The organism is Caecibacteroides pullorum, assembly GCF_019239235.1.
GTDB classification, from domain to species: Bacteria; Bacteroidota; Bacteroidia; order Bacteroidales; family Bacteroidaceae; genus Bacteroides; species Bacteroides pullorum.
The window spans coordinates 95,461-114,483 of sequence record NZ_JAAZTS010000008.1 but is presented as its reverse complement, the minus strand read 5'-3'; the positions used below and the strand labels follow the sequence as shown (position 1 = coordinate 114,483).

Here is a 19,023-nt window from a genome sequence, read left to right as displayed (position 1 = left end):
TCTAGATTTTCTTTAGAGCAATTCTGTGTGACCTTTCACTTCCTCGAGTACTGCCTTCGCGATAGAAGTCGATACCTGAGCATGGTGATCGTAACTCATGGATGAAGTGGCACGGCCGGAAGTGATGGTACGCAGAGCTGTTACGTAACCGAACATTTCTGCCAGCGGAACCATTGCCTTCACGATGCGGGCACCGGAGCGGCTGGATTCCATACCTTCTACCTGGCCACGACGCTTGTTCAAGTCACCGATAACGTCACCCATGTTTTCTTCCGGAGTTACAACTTCCAGCTTCATGATGGGCTCCATCAGAACAGGACCTGCCTTGGAGCAAGCGTTCTTGTAAGCCTGGATGGCACAGATTTCGAACGACAGCTGGTCGGAGTCAACCGGGTGGAACGAACCGTCAAGCAGCGTCACCTTCATGCTGTCCATCGGGAAGCCAGCCAATACACCATTCTTCATGGCAGTCTGGAAGCCCTTCTGTACAGAGGGGATGAATTCCTTAGGAATGTTACCACCGGTAACTTCATTGATGAACTGCAATCCGCCTTCCTTGAAATCTTCATCCACCGGACCAACGTTTACGATGATGTCGGCGAACTTACCGCGACCACCCGACTGCTTCTTATAAACCTCGCGGAGGTTGACAGTCTTCGTGATGGCTTCCTTGTAGTTAACCTGAGGCTTACCCTGGTTACATTCAACCTTGAACTCACGTTTCAGACGGTCGATGATGATATCCAGGTGAAGCTCACCCATACCGGAGATAACTGTCTGACCAGTCTGCTCGTCGGTACGAACGGTGAAGGTCGGGTCTTCTTCAGCCAGCTTGGCCAGACCGTTGGACAGCTTGTCCATATCCTTCTGAGTCTTGGGCTCAACAGCGATACCGATAACGGGATCGGGGAAGTCCATAGACTCGAGTACAATCGGAGCTTCTTCGTCGCAAAGCGTATCACCCGTACGGATATCCTTGAAACCTACACCTGCACCGATATCACCTGCAGAAACAACTTCAACGGGGTTCTGCTTGTTGGAGTGCATCTGGAACAGACGGGAAACGCGTTCCTTCTTGCCGGAACGGCTGTTGTAGATATAGGAACCGGCTTCTACCTTACCGGAATATACACGGAAGAAAGTCAGACGACCAACGTAGGGGTCAGTAGCAATCTTGAACGCCAAAGCGGCAGTCTTTTCGTCTTCGCTCGGCTTGCGGTCTTCTTCTTCACCTGTGCTGGGGTTGGTACCCACGATGTTCGGAGTATCCAGCGGAGAAGGCAGGAAGGCGCAAACGTAGTCGAGCAGTGTCTGCACACCCTTGTTCTTGAAAGACGAACCGCACAACATCGGCACAACGTCCATCTTCAGGGTAGCGGCACGCAGGCCACGGAGGATTTCCTCTTCAGTGATGGTCGAAGGATCGTCGAAGAACTTCTCCATCAAAGCGTCGTCATATTCGGCTACTGTTTCCAGCATCTTGCCGCGCCATTCTTCAGCTTCGTCCTTCAGGTTGGCGGGGATTTCCTCTACGTCATAGTCAGCACCCATCGTTTCGTCATGCCACAGGATGGCTTTCATCTTAATCAGGTCGACTACACCCTTGAAGTTTTCTTCAGCGCCGATAGGAATTACAACCGGACACGGATTAGCGCCCAGCACATCCTTCATCTGGCGAACTACTTCAAAGAAATCAGCGCCCGAACGGTCCATCTTGTTCACGTAACCGATACGGGGAACGTTGTATTTATCAGCCTGACGCCATACAGTTTCAGACTGCGGTTCCACACCACCTACAGCACAGTAAGCAGCGACGGCACCATCCAACACACGCAACGAACGCTCAACCTCAGCAGTAAAGTCCACGTGTCCCGGAGTATCAATCAGGTTAATCTTATATGTATCACCTGCATATTTCCAACGCGTAGTCGTAGCAGCAGATGTGATAGTAATACCACGTTCCTGCTCCTGCTCCATCCAGTCCATAGTAGCTGCACCATCGTGCACCTCACCAATTTTGTGAGTCAAACCAGTATAGAACAGGATACGTTCTGAAGTTGTAGTCTTACCGGCATCAATGTGAGCCATGATACCGATGTTACGTGTCAAATGTAAATCTTGCTTTGCCATTTTAATCCCTTTACTTTAAGTTTTTATCTAAAACAGGTTACGCTTGCAGTAATTAGAAACGGAAATGAGCGAACGCACGGTTAGCCTCAGCCATTCTGTGCATATCTTCCTTACGTTTGAATGCACCACCCTGTTCGTTGTAGGCATCCATAATTTCAGCCGCCAGCTTGTCAGCCATAGACTTACCACCACGTTTACGAGCAAAGATAATCAAGTTCTTCATCGAAATGGACTCTTTACGATCAGGACGAATTTCAGTCGGAACCTGGAAAGTAGCACCACCTACACGGCGGGATTTTACTTCAACTTGAGGAGTTACATTATCCAAAGCCTTTTTCCAAATCTCCAATGCAGATTTTTCTTCATTCTGCATTTTGTTCTTAACTACATCCAAAGCGGCATAGAAAATCTCATAAGAGGTATTTTTCTTTCCGTCGTACATCAAGTGGTTCACAAACTTGGACACTTTCACATCATTGAACACGGGATCCGGCAGGATAACGCGTTTTTTTGGTTTTGCTTTTCTCATTTTTCTTTAAATGAATAATGTTTTCGTTCTTGGTTGTTTACTTCTGTCTTCTTCAATCCGCCCTCCGGCAGATTTACTCAACCTGTAGCATCTATCCAAGCAAACTAAAACGTAAATCTTTACTTTACTTACTTTCTATTTTTACAGCTTATTTCTTTTTTGCGGGAGCTGCCTGACCCGGTTTCGGACGCTTAGCACCATACTTGGAACGTCTCTGAGTACGGCCGGCAACACCGGCGGTATCCAACGTACCACGAACGATGTGATAACGTACACCCGGAAGGTCTTTCACACGACCGCCACGTACCAATACAATAGAGTGTTCCTGCAAGTTATGACCTTCACCCGGAATGTAGGAGTTCACCTCCTTACCGTTAGTCAAACGCACACGAGCTACCTTACGCATAGCTGAATTCGGTTTTTTCGGAGTGGTTGTATACACTCTCACGCAAACGCCACGTCTTTGAGGACATGAATCCAAGGCAGGCGACTTACTCTTGTCAACCAATACCTGGCGTCCTTTTCTTACTAATTGCTGAATTGTAGGCATTTTAATTGTTTTTAGTTATTATATTGTTGTATTAATTTTCAAGCATACACTTTTTCGGGCTGCAAAGATACGAATAATATTTGAATAACCAATGATCATCTATATTTTTTTTGATTTTCAGCCCACTAGCTCGTCTACACTCTGTTACAAACAGCCTACATTATGCCTCTCCTTTCACGTTTGTCAAAGGCGGAAAATCCATCTCGTCCTTCATACGGATCGGTCCGAAAGCCCGTTCATACTTCTCGATATTCTCTTCCAATGCACGCAGCAAACGTTTAGCATGCTCGGGCACAAGAACGATACGCGACTGGACACTAGCCTTCGGCATACCCGGCAGCATTTTGATAAAATCGAGAATAAATTCTGAGCTGGAGTGAGTAATGATAGCCAGATTGGCATAAGTTCCCTGTGCCACATCTTCCTTCAATTCGATCTGTATTTGTCCATTGTTGTTAATTTCCTGATTGTCCATGATTTCTATTGCATTTTAGATTTATGCTACAAAGTTAACGGTTTGTACCAGATTTACCAAATCTGAAACAAACCGTCTCAATATCCTCAGCGAATAACTACTTCATCCACGTAAATGCGTGAAAGCTGTCCGGGACGCACATGGTCTGATGGACAGTTTCCCGGCCCGTCAAGTATAAAACGCACGTAACGGGCCTTCACATCCACCTTCAACTTCAAATCCTCAATAAAAGTGCCTTCCTTAAAAATCTCCGCGTCAGAAAAGCTCAGGCTACCCACAGGAACAAATGCCTTATTATCGTCCGACACCTCTACCTTCATCACCCGCGGCTTGTGGCAGCCCATTCCATAATTGGTAATACAACCCACTGCACATTCCGTCAATTCATAACTTTTCAGCAGGTCCACCGTAAAAGTCAACGGACGGTTCATATCTCCCGTGTACCATTCAAAATCCGTTTGTTTCAAACTACCACGAAGACCATTCACCAAAATATTCGCCGGAGCTGGAAGTCCCAATAAAGGTTTCGCTGTAGCCAGATTCCAATCCAATGGCAACTCCAACGTTTTTCCCATTTTCTTTCCATCACAAAAAGTAGCACACTTTATCACAGCATCACCGTTCAGTATCAACGAGCTTTCATACAATGCAGATTCTACTCCCGGCTCCATGCCATCAGTCGTATAACGTATCTCCACATCAGGACGTTCACACATAAGATCCACCTTTAGTTTACCATCAACCGGCGTCACCGTATGCTGGATATTATACATAGAATGGGCATACTGAATACCTTTAGCCTGTAAATGTGCCAGATAGCCGTCCAGCGCCTCGACAAACGTCGGCCAGTCCTTGCTACTTTTGGGCGACCAAGCGACTTCAGCCACGGCCACCAAACGGGGAAACACCTGATAGGTCACATCAGAAGGATGGTTGCAGAATTCCGTCCACATGGACCCCTGTACACCCATCAATAATGGCTCATACTCCGGTTTCCAATTATCCTGTATCGGCTCGTAATTATAGACATCTTTCAGCGTATTGTTGCCAAAATAGGTAAGCGGTTCAAACCATTGCGGGCCCTGATAACGGATGAGGTAGAGCAGGCGAGCAGGCGTCATAACGAAACGGTGTCCCTGTGCAGCTGCCTTCAAAGCTGCATTACCAAAGCCTTGCCAGCCGAAGATGATCGCACCCTCAGGCAAGATTCCGTTCGTCAGCTCGTCCCATCCCATCACTTCCTTCCCCTTGCTCTGCACGTAGCGGCTCATGCGGCGCATGAAGTAACTCTGCAGTTCCTCTTCGTCCGGCAGATTCTCATCCTTCATACGCTGCTGGCACAGGGGACATTTCTTCCAGTAGGTTTTCCAGGCTTCATCGCCACCCAAGTGAATGTATTTCGAGGGGAAAAGGGCAGCCACTTCGTCTATCACGCCTTCCAGGAAATGGAACGTCTGCTCGTTACCCGCACAATAAATAATATCGGCATGGTCGCCGCCCAGCCCGGGCAATACACCGATATATTTGTCCACCACCGGACAAGCCAATTCCGGATAAGCTGCCAGTGCAGCGTTCGAGTGAGCGGGCATGTCTATTTCCGGAATAATCTCCACCTGCCGTGCCTGTGCATAGGCAATGATTTCACGCATGTCGTCCTGCGTATAGTAGCCACCGACCGAAGTAGATTCGCCGGGCAAAGGATTCCGACGGTCGGGAAAGGGCACGCCATTACGATTCACCCTCCGACTACCAACCTCCGTCAAACGAGGATAACGTTTGATCTCCAACCGCCAGCCATTATCGTCCGTCAGATGGAGGTGAAGTTTGTTCAGTTTAAGCATCGCCATGCAGTCAATAATCTGAAGCACATTTTCCTTGGGAATAAAATAACGCGACACGTCCAGCATCAACCCACGATATGCAAAACGAGGACTATCAACCACGTGCATGGCAGGTATCGTCCAATCGACACCTTCGACTGGTGAGAAAGACTCTATAGCCGCAGGCAAAGTCAGCCGAAGCGTCTGCAAGGCATAGAAGCCCCCAGCATATCCACCCGCCTCAATAAGCACTCCGTTACTATCCACGTGCAGTCGATAAGCCTCAGCAGACAAATCATCTACCCGTTCCAGACGGATATTCCCCTGACCGCCCACACATACTTTCAGCGAAAAGCCCGCCGGACGTACAAAAAGCGAACTGAAATATTCGGCCAGCGGTTTCAATCCTTCATCACCCACCGACACCACAGTTGACGAAGTAATATGAAACGTTCCCGCTACAGCAACAGCTTCCACCGGACGGGGAACGATACGTACCGACGCCGAATCCTGAGCCTGTAATCCGCTTGCAAACAAACAAGTCCATACAACCAGCACCAGCATCCGACTATTAAAAATCATTTTTCCCATGATATATATCTACATTATTTTTCAATACTCACTTCCACTGATAATGTTTTACCCAGTCTACCTGCATTTCAACCGGAAGATCTCCTGCGTCCACCGGACCAACCCATTGCCCCCCCAATTGCATATCTATCAATAGATATTGAGGTACATCGAAGGGGAACTGTCCTTCCTCATCTGTTCTTATCTTGGGATAACAGAATGTACGTACCCCATTGACATGAAAGACCAAACTATCCGGCCAAATATCCACTCCATAAACATTATAGTCATCAGGATCAATAGAGGCAGTTCCACCATGAGCTGGATAATCTTTTATACCTAAATCATATGTATAATGGCTATGAACCGTCTGATAAACAATAGAATCATAATTCAGCCGTTCCATCAAATCAATTTCACCGTCATGCGGCCAGCCTGCGCGTTGTTCAAAGGGAAGCATCCAAATAGCCGGCCATGCTCCTTGTGCGGCCTGTAATTTAGCACAGACCTCAATCCTCCCTCCACGAAAGGCATATTTCCCTTTACTCCAAATACCCCCAGTAAGAAAAGCTGCCGTATCTTTTGTACGATCATCATTCACAATTCCTTTCAAGTAGAGAATACCATCTTTCAATTCCAAACAACGCTCATCCAACGATTGCGTATTGGCCCAATCTGCTCGACCTCGAGGTATCCGGCTCCAGACAGTGGAGTCAAGCACCTCCCCATCAAACGTTTCTTCCCAAGCCAATACCCAACGAGGCTCACGAGCACAGGATGCGAAAAAAGACACAGCTAACAAACTTGCTACAAATTTAATAAATATCTTCATATTCCAAAAACTATATATCTACGGCCCATTCAAAAGGGCTACCACAAAAAACATGATTTCAAACTAGAAAAAGAGGGCAGCCAAACACTGCCCTCTTCATTTATGTTATCAATACCTATTTATAGTTCAGGTCTTATAAGAACCCAAAGCTTACTATATTCAAATTATTCAATAGCCGTTCCATCAATCTCTGTCGGCCAGTAAGGATTTTGATAAATGACCGAATTATCAACAGAGTTGTCTGGAGAAGCCAATTTGATTTCGTTAATAGCTATCGGGCTAAGATAATTAGCTTTAGCCCATGTAAAGCCATCATAAACAGCATTATTAGCTTTCACCTTAGCAAACGGACGGACATATTTCGAGACAAGTCTTGATGACATATTAGCCGTCGGGCTATTCGGATCATCATTGATTTCATCCGTACCATCAGGCAATTCATACGTTTTGTAAGCCTCATCCCAGAAATTGTAGCCTTCGGGAATAAACTTGGTAGTCAGCAAGGCATCCCATGCTCTCCATCTGATCAGGTCATCCCAACGCATACCTTCGCCGATAAACTCGCAACGGCGTTCGCGGCGGATGTTGTACAGCGTAGCGTCCATTTCATATCCGCCCGGATGAGCCGCCAGGTCAGTTTCCTGAGCCAAGTCGGTGTTGTTGATGGAGTAGGTATAGTCGGGATTGATGCCCGCACGGGTTCTGACGGCTCTCCAATATTGGGCAGCCTTTCCGTCCACACGGCCGTTCTTCACATAGTAAGCCTCCAGGTAGTTCAGGTAGGCTTCCACCGCACGGAAGATGATACTTCCCGTCGTGGACTGCGCCTGTCCGGAATGAATTTGAGTGTGATCATATGTCAGGCATTTGCGGATGCGGTATCCGGTCTGGTCTATTGTCTGTGCTTCAGTACTAATAACGTTCGGCTGCGCAAAGGCTTTGAAGGTGCCGTCTTCCGAGTCCTTGGAAGGCAACATGTCATCCTCGCCCAGCAGAAAGAGCTGCAGGCGCGGGTCTCTGTGAGCCTTCACGTCCATGATGCGCTTGTCTCCCTGATAGTTGGAAGACTTGTAGTAAGGCAGACCGTCTTCCATCACGAAGCAGTCCACAAAGCTCTTCAGCATACCGTTGTTGCCACCGCTATAGATATAGGCGGGCGTACCGTGTGAGATAGCCACGTCACCCGAGATCAGATAGTCCTTCCAGAACAGCACTTCCGGATAGACGCTCATGTCTTCGGCCGCAAACATCTCGAAGTAAGGATTCCAGTTCGTGATGGCGGTCGGCCCGGTCGGGTTGGTCAGGCCGGTATTCTCAGTCAGCGTGATCTTGTCGGCCACTTGCTCGGCAGCTGCCATGGCCTGATCCAGGAACCAGTTGATTTCCTGGTCGATGTCGGTAGAATAGTCGGGATAGAGCTTCTTGCCCGGCCAGTTGGCGTCGCCCGGCACACGGCCCGTGCCGCGATGATACTTCTCGAACGTCGCTTCATACAGCGCCACGCGCGACTTCACCAGCAGGGCGCAGTCTCTGGTCAGGCGGGTCTTGTTGCCCGAGATGTCTTCAGACATGTACATGGCGGCCGAGTCCAGCTGACTGATGATGTAGCGTGCCACCTCGTTGCGCGGACGGCGTGCCGAGTGGGCCAGCAGTTCCTCCTTGACGTCCGGCAGCACCTTGGTCACGATGGGGTAGTCGCCGAAGGACTTGAGTCTGCTGTAATACGTCCACGCGCGGATGAAGTACATCTCGCCGATGTAATGGCGGATTGCGGCGTCGTCTCCCGTAATCTGTCCGGCCTCATACTTGGGGATGACCGTCTCGAAGAAATAGTTGCAGTAACGTATCATCGAGAAGTCCCAGCCACCCGTATTGGGCACACGCCATTGTCCTTTTTCGAAATAAGCCGCGCTGTATCCGCCGGCCACCATGTTGTCGGTGTTCTTGTCGTTGTTGACGGTACCGGCTCCGTATCCGCTGTGGGTGGAGAACAAGCCGTTATACTGAGAGATGCAGTAAGCGCCCACCTGGTCGGCAGTCTGGAAGTATTCGCCCGGCGTCACTTGGTCCAGCGGCTTCATGTCCAGGAAGTCATTGCACGAAGAAGAGACACACAATCCTCCGGCAAGCACAATTGTATTCAGGAAAATATTTTTCAGTTTCATAAGTGATCAATTTAGAAGTTAACATTCAAACCAACAGATATCGTACGCTGCAACGGATAAAGTTTACCGTTGTCTGCATTATAGGCACTTTCCAAAGCTTCCGGGTCAAAGATCTTGGACATGTGCGAGAATGTGAACAAGTTATCACCGGAAATGTATACACGTACTGAAGACATGCCAGCCTTATCAGTCCAAGCCTTCGGCAACGTATAGCCTACTTGCAAGTTCTTGATACGGCAATAGGCAGCATTCTGCAGATAACGGCTCTGTGCACGCATATTTTTACTATCATTCCTTATTACACGCGGATAGTAAGCATCGGTGTTGGCACCCAAGGGGTCACCTTCCGGACGCCAGAAATCCCAATGTTCCTTGAAACCAGTAGCTTGCCACATACCTACACCGTTAGCGCCCCAGAAGTAGGGACCATTCATCAAATAGTCGCGCTTAGCCACGCCCTGGAAGAAAATACGGAAGTCAATGCCTTTCCAAGCAGCATCCAACGTAACACCATATTTGAATCGCGGCGTACTGTTACCAATCACCTTGCGGTCACCTGGATTGTTTACCGTATTATCGGCATTCGAAATGACACCGTTTCCATCAAGATCGGCATACATGATATCACCGGCCCCCCACTTGCTACCCAATGAAGACTGGTCTACCTTAGCCAGATGAGCGTCCATTTCTTCTTGCGTCTGAGCAATACCTACTGTTTCATATCCCCAAATCTCGCCCAGCATCTTGCCTGGATAATAGGCTTCCGAAAGTTTCAGATTTTCATTCGGATAACTTGTAATCTTCTGTTGGTCGTCGGCCAATGTAAATTTCGCGCCATAGGAGAAGTCACCAATCTGATCTCTCCAGCCCAACTCAAACTCGAAACCGTAAGACTTCATGTCGGCATTGTTGATTTTCGGAGGAGTAGCACCCAGAATCGATGGAAGTTCAGGAGCCGGACCAATCATGTCATACGTCCAACGTACGAAGTAGTCGAACGAACCGGTCAATCGGTTGTTGAAGAAAGCCCAGTCCAAACCGATGTCCCACGTTTCAATGGTTTCCCACGTTTTCAATGTAGATACGATGCCCGGCAATGAAGCATAGTTAGGACGTACACCGTTCACCAACCAATTGTAGTTTGATCCCTGAGGCATTGTCTGGTAGAACGGATACCAGGCATCATTGGTATTCGTATTACCCAACTGTCCCCAAGATCCACGTACTTTCAGCATGTTCATATTAGCCTTTTCAGCAATACCAGCAAAGAATTCTTCATTCACCACGTTCCAACCCAAAGAGAAGGAAGGGAAGAAACCCCAGCGCTTATCGCCAATAAAACGGGAAGAACCATCGTAACGTCCGTTCACCTCCACCATATAGCGGTCTTTGTAACTATAGTTGATACGCCCGAAGAAACCGGCTACACCATTGTGGGCATAGCCACCCGAAGTCGTCGGAGATTCTGTAGCTGTATTCAGTGTTGGAACAGAATTAGAAATCAAAGTATTCTTCTGCCCTGTTAGATTTGCAGTCTTATACAATTCAGAATTGAAACCAACCATTACTTTAAAATAATGGCCACTATCGAATTCTTTGAAATAGTCCGTATAAATATTAGTACTGTAATAATTTTCTTTATACGAATATTCATTGACTCTGGAAGCACCTGCTGCATAGGAACCACCTCCATCCCAAGAAACAGCATACGGATTGCCATCTACATCGTGAGCATAAACTGGCAATACTTCCCAATGTTGACGCGTGTTAGTAGTTCTCAAAGCACCCTCCAAATGAATAGTCCAATTTTTAATGGGTTCAAAAATCAACTGCAACTGCTGTGTATTCAAATCCTTTTCATTGCGCTGTTTACCACCATCTTCCAGTTGGATGATTTCCATACCATCCATCGGATAACCGTTCGGATCGTACGCCGGACAAGTCGGCCAGCGGCGAGCAATGTTATGGAAGAACAAACCGGTCAAATAAGACGGGCGTTCAAAGTTCTCGCGCGTCCACTTCGTAGAATAGCTCACCTTGAACCAATCGGTCACGTTAGCCGTTATGTTGCTATTCACAGTATAACGCTGCAAGTTGTCATCGCCATGACGCAACAAACCGTTCTGATCCATAAAGCTACCGCTCAATGTATACTGTATCTTGTCCGTACCACCGGCGATACTTACATTATGCTCCTGCGAAGGCACCCAGTCATTATAAAATTCCTTAAACCAGTCCGTATTGGCATTGGAACCCGTATAATTATTCCAGCGTCTGGTAGTCTCATTAAAGGTACATACCGTTGTCAGTTTTCCGTCCTGATAATCTTTAATGCGCTGCAAAGCTTCTGCGCTGAACGGAGCAGCATCACCTCTATTTTCAGCTGCACGATTAAAATATTGTGCGAAGGTATAGGAGTCCATCATTTCAGGAACCGTAACAGCATCACTAAAACGAACATTCACGCCATAATTCACACGTGCCTTACCTGCTTTTCCTTTCTTAGTTTGCACCAAAATTACACCGAATGCAGCACGTGCACCGTAAATAGAAGCAGACGCAGCATCCTTCAGGACAGAAACAGACTCAATATCATTAGGATTCAGCGAATTAAGGCTACCCTCGATACCGTCAATCAAAACCAACGGAGAAGACCCCGATCCATCACCAATCGTACCGACGCCACGGATATTAAAGCTCATGGAGCCATCGAGCGCACCACCTTCGCTTCCTACCGTGAAGTTCAAGCCCGGTACTGTACCTTGCAATGCCTGAGCCACATTAGTTACCGGACGTGCAGCAAGCACCTTGGAGTCAACCATACCTACGGCACCCGTCACATTCACTTTCTTCTGAGTGCCATAACCTACCACAACAACCTCATCCAATGCCTGCGCATCATCTTTCAGTGTTATTTGAAGAGGTGTTCCTTGCCAGGGCACCTCAACGGTCTGATAACCGATAAAAGAAATTTGGATTACAGCTCCTCTCTCTACATTGGAAAGTTGAAAGTCACCATCGATTCCCGTTACCGTACCATTCGTTGTACCTTTCACTAAAACGGTAGCACCAATAACGGTTTCACCTGCGGCGTCTTTCACCACACCTTTACATACAGAGCCCTGCTGAACTACATTAGATTCCGATACCGTATGATTAGGTATCGCATAAGCCATTCCTGTGCTCATAAGCCCCAAGAACAGCCAAAGGCTAACTGATCTAAACTTTCGGTTCATGATTTTTTGTAGATTAAATTAATATAGCGTCCCCAAAGGCAGGGGCGTTTGGTTAACAAATTTTCATGTATTACTTTGCAAAGATAAAAATTATAATTTAATTAAAGCATAATTTACGAAAAAAAATATATAAAATGCACTCTTTCGAATATTAAAGAGAAAACTGTCGCAGAACAGGCTCTCACTTTTTTCAAAACAAAGTACCCTTTCCTGCAAGAAGACAGCAAAATTTCTCACAAAAGTATCCTCTACACCTATAGACATAAAAAAGGGTTCTTTCGAACCCTAATTTTATACTAGCATTAATCTATAGTGAAAGCATAACATAGATCCACTATTAAAACCATAAACCTGCACAGTATTTCCATTAAAACAGCGCCCCTGCATCCAGACAAGGGCAAGCCTTGGGCGAAGTCCCGGGCAGATCGCGATGACCACAGACTACAGCCTGGGGAAAGAGGCGCCGCAAGCGGGCAAAGAGATCTGTCAGGCGTTCGGTCTGTGCCGGTGTGCGGGTGTCGGCCGGACGACCCTGGGCGTCGAGTCCGCCCTCATAGCAGACGCCGATGGAGCAGCGGTTGTATGGACGGCAGTGAGCACCCACCTCCAGCAGGCCGCGATGTTGGGTCAGGCTGCCGTCGCGGCGGACGTAGAAATGATAGCCCACGGTGCGGAAACCACGGGCACGATGGTCGTGCAGAAGCTGTTCGGCAGTGTAATCCTGCGTACAGCGGGTGGCAGAACAGTGAAGGACGAGGTAACGGACACTGTCTGGTCCGCCCATCAACTCGCCGTCCTCCACACGGGCGAGGAGGGCCTGTTCGCCCGGCACCTCCTCGCCACCAACAGTCAGGGGATAACGGTCGTCGGTCATGCCAGGAAAGGAATAAAAGGTGTACAACTGGTAATACCGAGTGCCGTCAGAGCAGCAATGGCTGCCTGGATAATGGCCTTCACAATAGAGGCCCAGGTGATTTTCGAAGAATTGGAAGTTGTGTTCATGTTGACAACAGATTAGAAGTTAATAATGAATGACTGTGAAGGTGTAAGGACTTTACAGCGGACTGCCTCCCTCTTCTTCTCCGCCCTGGTCTTCTCCGCCCTGGTCTTCACCGCCCGAAGTATCGTCCTCGCCGGCAGGTACGGTTGTACCGGTATACTTCACGAGACTGATCTTGTCGGGAATAAGGTCGTAGATACGGCTGTTGTTCACCATCGTGAACGAGGGACGGAAGCCGGGCACAAGCGCTTTCACCAGCGCAGCGGTCGCATCCTTCTCGGCACTGACGCTCTTGCCGTTGACAAAACGCAGGTAAAGTTTGCCGAAACCCAGGAGTTCGATGGCATAACCTTTCTTCAGGTTCTCGGACACATAATAGGCATAGCGGTCGAGTACGTTCTTCACGTCGCCGGGACTGGCGGTGGACTCGGCGGCAATCTGGCGAGCCACGTCGTCGGTAGTCAGCGTGCCATAGCACACAGGAGCCACGTTGTAGACGGTCTCACCCCTACGGTCACCCAACTGGATGACGCGTTTCATTACTTTGTAAGCAGTTGGCATAGTTTTTTTACTTTTAGCAGGTTAATACGCAGATAAATTCTCAGCGGTAAACGGGGAGGGCGCCTCTCCCCTTTTCCTGCTACAAAGTTAGTACATACGCCCGAGCTCATGGGCGATGCATGTCGATAAGGGACGGTAATAAAAGGAGTAAAAAGGAAGGAGTGTATCAGACAGAGATATGAACTTCTGTTTCAGTCTGACACACTCCTTTTTCCAGGCGGAAAGCATTCCTAATGTTCCAGCAGATCAACGATCTGACTGACACTGCCATCGCATGGCGCAGGGTCGATCCCTAGCAGATGGGCAAGGAGCGGATAGATGCAGGTATTGTCGAACAGCTCAGTGCGTACATATCCGTGCTTGAAGTCAGGACCTTCGGCACGGAAGGGCACGCAGAGGTCCGAAGCCGTGGGATCGAAGCCGTGGTTACCAAGCTTCACCCGTCCGTCCTCGGACACCAGCCAACCATTGTCAGGCAGCGCCACGATGGGAGCCACATTCGGATTCGATCCGTAACGCAGATAGGCAGGCACGTCCTCCCGACGCCACACACGCAGATGGGGCGCCCGTTCCAGAGCTTTCAGAATGTCGTCCTCGTGCCCGGCCTTGGGGAAAATCAAGGTGGGCAGGTCGGCCAGCACGCGTTCGCACCAGTCGGGCTGCAGGTAGTCCGAGAGGCGGATGATACGTTGGGGCGAGGTCGGCGCCATGCCGTGGTCCGAGGTGACGATGAAATTGATGTCCCCACCTCCGGGCAAGGCACGCAGCCGGGCATAAAAACCGGCCAGCAGCGAGTCCAGTTCCTCGACGGCACGACGGGTCTCGTGGGAAGCCGGACCATAAACGTGCCCGCTATAATCGGGTTCTTCGAAGTAGACCATGACAAGCTGCGGACGCAGGCTGTCGGGCAGCGTCAGCAACCGTTCGGCTTCGTCGAAGCGTTGTTCAAAGGTCAGCAAGGGCTTCTTGGCATAGTCCTGATAATAGTCGGGATACTGTCCCCGGATGGCTACATCGGAACCGGGCCAATAGACTACACCCACCTTGACACCTTGCCGGCGAGCCGTCAGCCAGATGGGCTCGCCGCCGTAGAACGAGCCATCCTTGCCCGTCACCTTGTCGCCGATGCTGAAGGTGCGGCCCGAGGCTACGTCGTAAAACTTGTTGGCGATGATGCCGTGATGGTCGGGCACCAGGCCCGTGGCCAGCGTGTAGTGGTTGGGGAACGTTTTCGAGGGGAACGAGGGGCGCATCACCGCGCGAACACCGCGACGACCCAGGGAGTCGAGAAACGGCGTGTCGTACATCTGCGGATAATCCCAGCGGAAGCCGTCGAGCGACACGATGATCGTCGTATGCCCGCCGGCATACAGGCCGAGGGAGACAAATAGGAATATAAACAGTACAAACTTTCTCATGACGCGAGTATAAAAAAGAAAGAGGGCAGCAAAGATACGGCTTTTTCTTCAAACGCGCCGATTTTGCTGCCCTCTCTTCAATTTTCAATTCTCAATTATCAATTCTCCATTAATTGAAGTAGTACTTCACACCGATCTGCATCTTCCAGCACTGGTCGTAGTTGCGGTTGAACGTCCAGCTGGTGAGCGGCGTGCCGTCGCTGTTCTTGAACATGGAGAAGTAGGGCGTGCCGTTCTCCACCTTGTCCACCTTCAGGATGGCGCCACCGTTGCAGTTGCTCATGTTCTTCTCTACGCCCCACTTGGAGTTGAAGAGATTGCCCACGTTCATGATGTCCACGCTCAGCTGCAGCTTGTTCGTGGCCTTGCCCAGCTTCAGGTCGAAGTCGTGCGCCCAGCGGAAGTCGAAGCGGTGTACCCAGGGAGCGAAGGCGCTGTAGGCCTCGGCATACTCACCCTTGTGGTTCTTCAGGTAGCTGTCCTGCTCCACGAAGTCCCAGAAGAGCTGGCGGTCGCTCTCGTTGGTGAAGTGGATTTCGCTGTCGTCCTTGGGGATGTACATCAGGTCGGTGTTGTTGCCGTCGCCGTTGAGGTCGTTCGAATAGACGAAGCTATAGCCTGCACCACGGTAACCGGTGTAGAACAGGCTGAAGTGGTCCTTATGATAGGTGTAGCTGACGGAAGCAATCACGCGGTCGGGGATGACGTAACGCGAGTTCTGCAGCTCCACGTTGTTCGGGCCGTTCACCGAGTACAGTCCCGACCAGGCCGACGAAGCGTTGCTACCCGGCATGCCGGACATTTCCTTCATCACCGTATGCGTGTAGGCAGCCATCAACTGCAGGTTCTTCACCGGTTCGGCAGTGGCCGTCAGATTCAGAGTCCAGCCGTAGCCCTTATGCGTGTTGGTCAGCACGCAGGCGTTGCTGAAGTCCTTATAGTAGCGGTAGTCGCTCGGATAAATGTAACGGTTGTCGGCACCCTGCAACTGTTCCCAGCTGGAATCGATGGGCTTGATGTTGTAGTTGTCCAGGATGACGGCGTTCACGTTCTTCGTATAGGTGAACTCACCGGTCAGGGTCAACGGGAAGGTCACAGGAAGCTGGTAGTCAACGGCCAGCGACGACTTCCATACCTGCGGCATCTTGAAGTTCTTGTCCACACCGGCAATCTCGCTGGGCACCGTACCCTGGTCGGGGCTGATCGATTCGGGCGCACCGAGCAGCTCGCGGATCTTGTTGACATCCGTCACCAGTCCGCCGGCAAAATTCTGCAAACGAGGGTCAGACGAGGTCACAACACCATTCGACGAATAATAAGTATCGGCATGCACCAGGTTCTGCACCATACCCGAATTAGTCGGCATGTTGGTGAAGAATACCAACGGCAGACGACCGGCAAAAAGTCCCGTACCGCCGCGCACCTTCAGGCTCTTGTCGCCGAAGACGTCCCAGGTGAAACCGATACGCGGCGAAATCTGCACGTTGCCGTCGGGCCAGGCGCCGGTGTCGATGTGGCGGCCGCCGAAGTCCAGGTCATAGATGGCGTTGTTGCGCATCAGGTCGTCGTCGTTGAAGGCGATCATGTCGAAACGGATACCGCCCGTCAGTTTCAGGTTCTCCAGGATGTTCCACTCGTCCTGTGCATACAGGCCATACTGGTTGAACACCACTTCAGCATTCGGGTTGGTCTCGCCGTTGTAGCCGTAGGCCAGACCTACAGTCTCGGGAGCCGCACCGTTGAGGAAGTCGTCCAGCGAACGGTAGCGGTAGTAACCCGTACCGCCACGCATGTAGGCGTTGTTGGCCAGCTGGTGCTCGTAGCTGAAGCCCGCGGTGATCTTGTGCTCGCCGGCATAGTAGGTAAAGTTGTCGGTCACGGTGAACACCTTGTTCTGCACGCGGTTGTTGTGAGAGAACAGCTCGTAGCCCAAGCTCATGTAGGGCGTCAGGCTCTGGGTCACCGTCCCGTCGGCAGCCGTCTCGTAGCCACCCATGATGTCGATGAAGGGGAAGGGCGAAGAGTTGGAGCCGCGCACGTCATCGATGTTCGTATAGGTGAACAACAACTGGTTGGAAATCTTGTTGCCAAAACGGCTGTTCAGAGATGTAGTTGTCCGGATCGGCCACGCCGTCTTCCGACGCACGCCAGCGGTTGATGACCGACGGGATCTTGGCATACTCGGCGTTGGCGAAGAAGAAGAGCTTGTTCTTCACGATCGGGCCACCCAAGGTGAAACCATAGGTCGTATTGCGGTTCGTACCGCGTTCGCCCAGGTCGGCATTGTCAATGCGGTTACCGTGCATGTTCTCGTTGTTGTGATAGACGTAGGCCGTTCCCTTGAACGTGTTCGTACCAGACTTGGTCACGGCGTTGATACCGCCGCCGATGAAGTTGGTCTGGCGCACGTCAAACGGGGTCACCACAACCTGCACCTCGTCGATGGCATCCATCGAGATAGGCGTACCGCCCGTCACATGACATGTCCCCTCCCCCACAGCACGCCACCATACAGTCCGACGAAGTGCTGCCTTACAGGACAAGGCAGCACTTTCTGAGACTGTCACGAAGCACAGCATGACGCCCCCAGGAAGCACTGCGTCAGGGGATGACGAAGCACGGCGTCACGACAGGAAAGATACGTACTTGGACAAACGAATGAAACAACTCTTCCCCAAAACAGGACGTCATACCATTTCCATAAAAAAACAATGAAGAAATACACTAAAAAGAATATTATTTATAAAACCTTTTAACTACTTTTGTCGGCAGAATAGAACGAGCACAACGTTTATTGCCCCACGTTTTGTGCGATGTACAAGTATAAAAAAATGTCTTTTAGGAGGGCTGAAAAGACTATAAGAACTACAATGAAAAATTTATCTACTGTTTCCGGTACGCTTCAGAAAAGCATGCTAACTTGTATTTTTACGCTGACCCTTGCATGGACCGGCCCACAGGCGGTTTGTGCACAAGACGTACCTTCCGACAATCTGGAATGCAACGAAGACACGCTGCTGACGCCTACGGACGACAACGACGCCTACCAACTTGACAAAGAAGAGAAACGCCAGGAAGCCGTCTGGAACGACCGGAGCAGATACTTCCACTTCGGCTACCTGAACCAGACGCTGACCCACCAGGACGTACCCGGCCTGAACTGGAAAAGCGATTTCGGACTCTCGATCGGGGCAGGACGTACCTTCTACTTGCATAAGAAGCCGCTGTTCAACATGCTGAAATTCGGGCTGGACGCTACCTGGTTCGACCTCTCCTATGCGAAATATGGCGATGCCGAAGGATGGGTGAAACTGCCCTCCGAACCGGTATATCCCGACGAAGGCTATGAAGAAGAAGAGATTGACTTGGGTGTACACCAGTTGGAACTGGGAATGCATGTAGGACCTTCCATCACGCTCAACCCTGTGGACCATCTCAAATTAAGCGGATATTTCCATTTCATCCCTTCGGCATCGGTTGTCATCATGAATGACGAAGCCAACGTCAATTATGTATCCAACTTCGCAGTGGGCGGTGCCATAGCCTATAAGGTCATCTCATTGGGCATCGAATCGCGCTGGGGAAAAGCCAAATACAACTCGTTCTCCATTGACGAGGAAGGAGATGACAGCGATTGGGAAGGAGATGTAGACATAGACGACGTCTTAAAATCCAGCAAAAACCGACTGAAAACCAAATCAATCCGTTTCTTCCTCATTTTCAGATACTAAGCCCGT

The 19,023-nt window shown here is 49.9% G+C and carries 13 protein-coding genes and 1 pseudogene; 1 reads left to right on the top strand and 13 read right to left on the bottom strand.

What is annotated here, in order from left to right:
• Positions 1-12 precede the first annotated feature (12 nt).
• From fusA to HF894_RS07590, 13 genes and pseudogenes are all read right to left on the bottom strand, one after another.
• Complete coding sequence (gene fusA / locus HF894_RS07650; protein ID WP_204971553.1) at positions 13-2,130, bottom strand: elongation factor G; 2,118 nt, start codon at positions 2,128-2,130, stop codon at positions 13-15.
• Between the two features lie 52 nt (positions 2,131-2,182).
• Positions 2,183-2,659, bottom strand: a complete 477-nt coding sequence (gene rpsG, locus HF894_RS07645) for a 30S ribosomal protein S7 (protein WP_021846444.1) — start codon at positions 2,657-2,659, stop codon at positions 2,183-2,185.
• Positions 2,660-2,807: 148 nt separating this feature from the next.
• Entirely contained in the window at positions 2,808-3,209 is a 402-nt protein-coding gene (gene rpsL, locus HF894_RS07640) for a 30S ribosomal protein S12 (protein ID WP_021846443.1), read from the bottom strand.
• Positions 3,210-3,369: 160 nt separating this feature from the next.
• Positions 3,370-3,684, bottom strand: coding sequence for a DUF3467 domain-containing protein (locus tag HF894_RS07635; RefSeq protein WP_021846442.1), 315 nt, complete (start codon positions 3,682-3,684; stop codon positions 3,370-3,372).
• Between the two features lie 86 nt (positions 3,685-3,770).
• Positions 3,771-6,086, bottom strand: coding sequence for a glycoside hydrolase family 20 protein (locus HF894_RS07630; RefSeq protein WP_246593173.1), 2,316 nt, complete (start codon positions 6,084-6,086; stop codon positions 3,771-3,773).
• Between the two features lie 37 nt (positions 6,087-6,123).
• Positions 6,124-6,906 carry a glycoside hydrolase family 16 protein gene (locus HF894_RS07625; protein ID WP_204971551.1) on the bottom strand — a complete coding sequence of 261 codons (783 nt, stop codon included), beginning with the start codon at positions 6,904-6,906 and terminating at the stop codon, positions 6,124-6,126.
• A gap of 164 nt (positions 6,907-7,070) precedes the next feature.
• On the bottom strand, positions 7,071-9,071 hold the full coding sequence (locus HF894_RS07620; protein WP_204971550.1) for a RagB/SusD family nutrient uptake outer membrane protein: 2,001 nt from the start codon (positions 9,069-9,071) through the stop codon (positions 7,071-7,073).
• Between the two features lie 11 nt (positions 9,072-9,082).
• Positions 9,083-12,307, bottom strand: a complete 3,225-nt coding sequence (locus HF894_RS07615) for a SusC/RagA family TonB-linked outer membrane protein (RefSeq protein WP_204968601.1) — start codon at positions 12,305-12,307, stop codon at positions 9,083-9,085.
• Between the two features lie 367 nt (positions 12,308-12,674).
• Entirely contained in the window at positions 12,675-13,181 is a 507-nt protein-coding gene (locus tag HF894_RS07610; protein ID WP_204971564.1) for an N-acetylmuramoyl-L-alanine amidase, read from the bottom strand.
• Positions 13,178-13,309 carry a smalltalk protein gene (locus HF894_RS07605; RefSeq protein WP_021846435.1) on the bottom strand — a complete coding sequence of 44 codons (132 nt, stop codon included), beginning with the start codon at positions 13,307-13,309 and terminating at the stop codon, positions 13,178-13,180. Before HF894_RS07605 ends, HF894_RS07610 begins: the two co-directional genes overlap by 4 nt.
• Before the next feature lie 52 nt (positions 13,310-13,361).
• Positions 13,362-13,868 carry an HU family DNA-binding protein gene (locus HF894_RS07600; protein ID WP_204971549.1) on the bottom strand — a complete coding sequence of 169 codons (507 nt, stop codon included), beginning with the start codon at positions 13,866-13,868 and terminating at the stop codon, positions 13,362-13,364.
• Between the two features lie 230 nt (positions 13,869-14,098).
• A complete protein-coding gene (locus HF894_RS07595) occupies positions 14,099-15,286 on the bottom strand; it encodes an alkaline phosphatase family protein (protein WP_204971548.1) in 1,188 nt (395 codons plus the stop codon).
• A gap of 109 nt (positions 15,287-15,395) precedes the next feature.
• Positions 15,396-17,757: pseudogene (locus tag HF894_RS07590) on the bottom strand (TonB-dependent receptor plug domain-containing protein); the annotation flags it as partial.
• A 399-nt stretch (positions 17,758-18,156) separates the two neighbouring features.
• Between HF894_RS07590 and HF894_RS07585 the strand changes: the two are divergent.
• Positions 18,157-19,017 carry a hypothetical protein gene (locus HF894_RS07585; protein ID WP_204971547.1) on the top strand — a complete coding sequence of 287 codons (861 nt, stop codon included), beginning with the start codon at positions 18,157-18,159 and terminating at the stop codon, positions 19,015-19,017.
• Positions 19,018-19,023 lie beyond the last annotated feature (6 nt).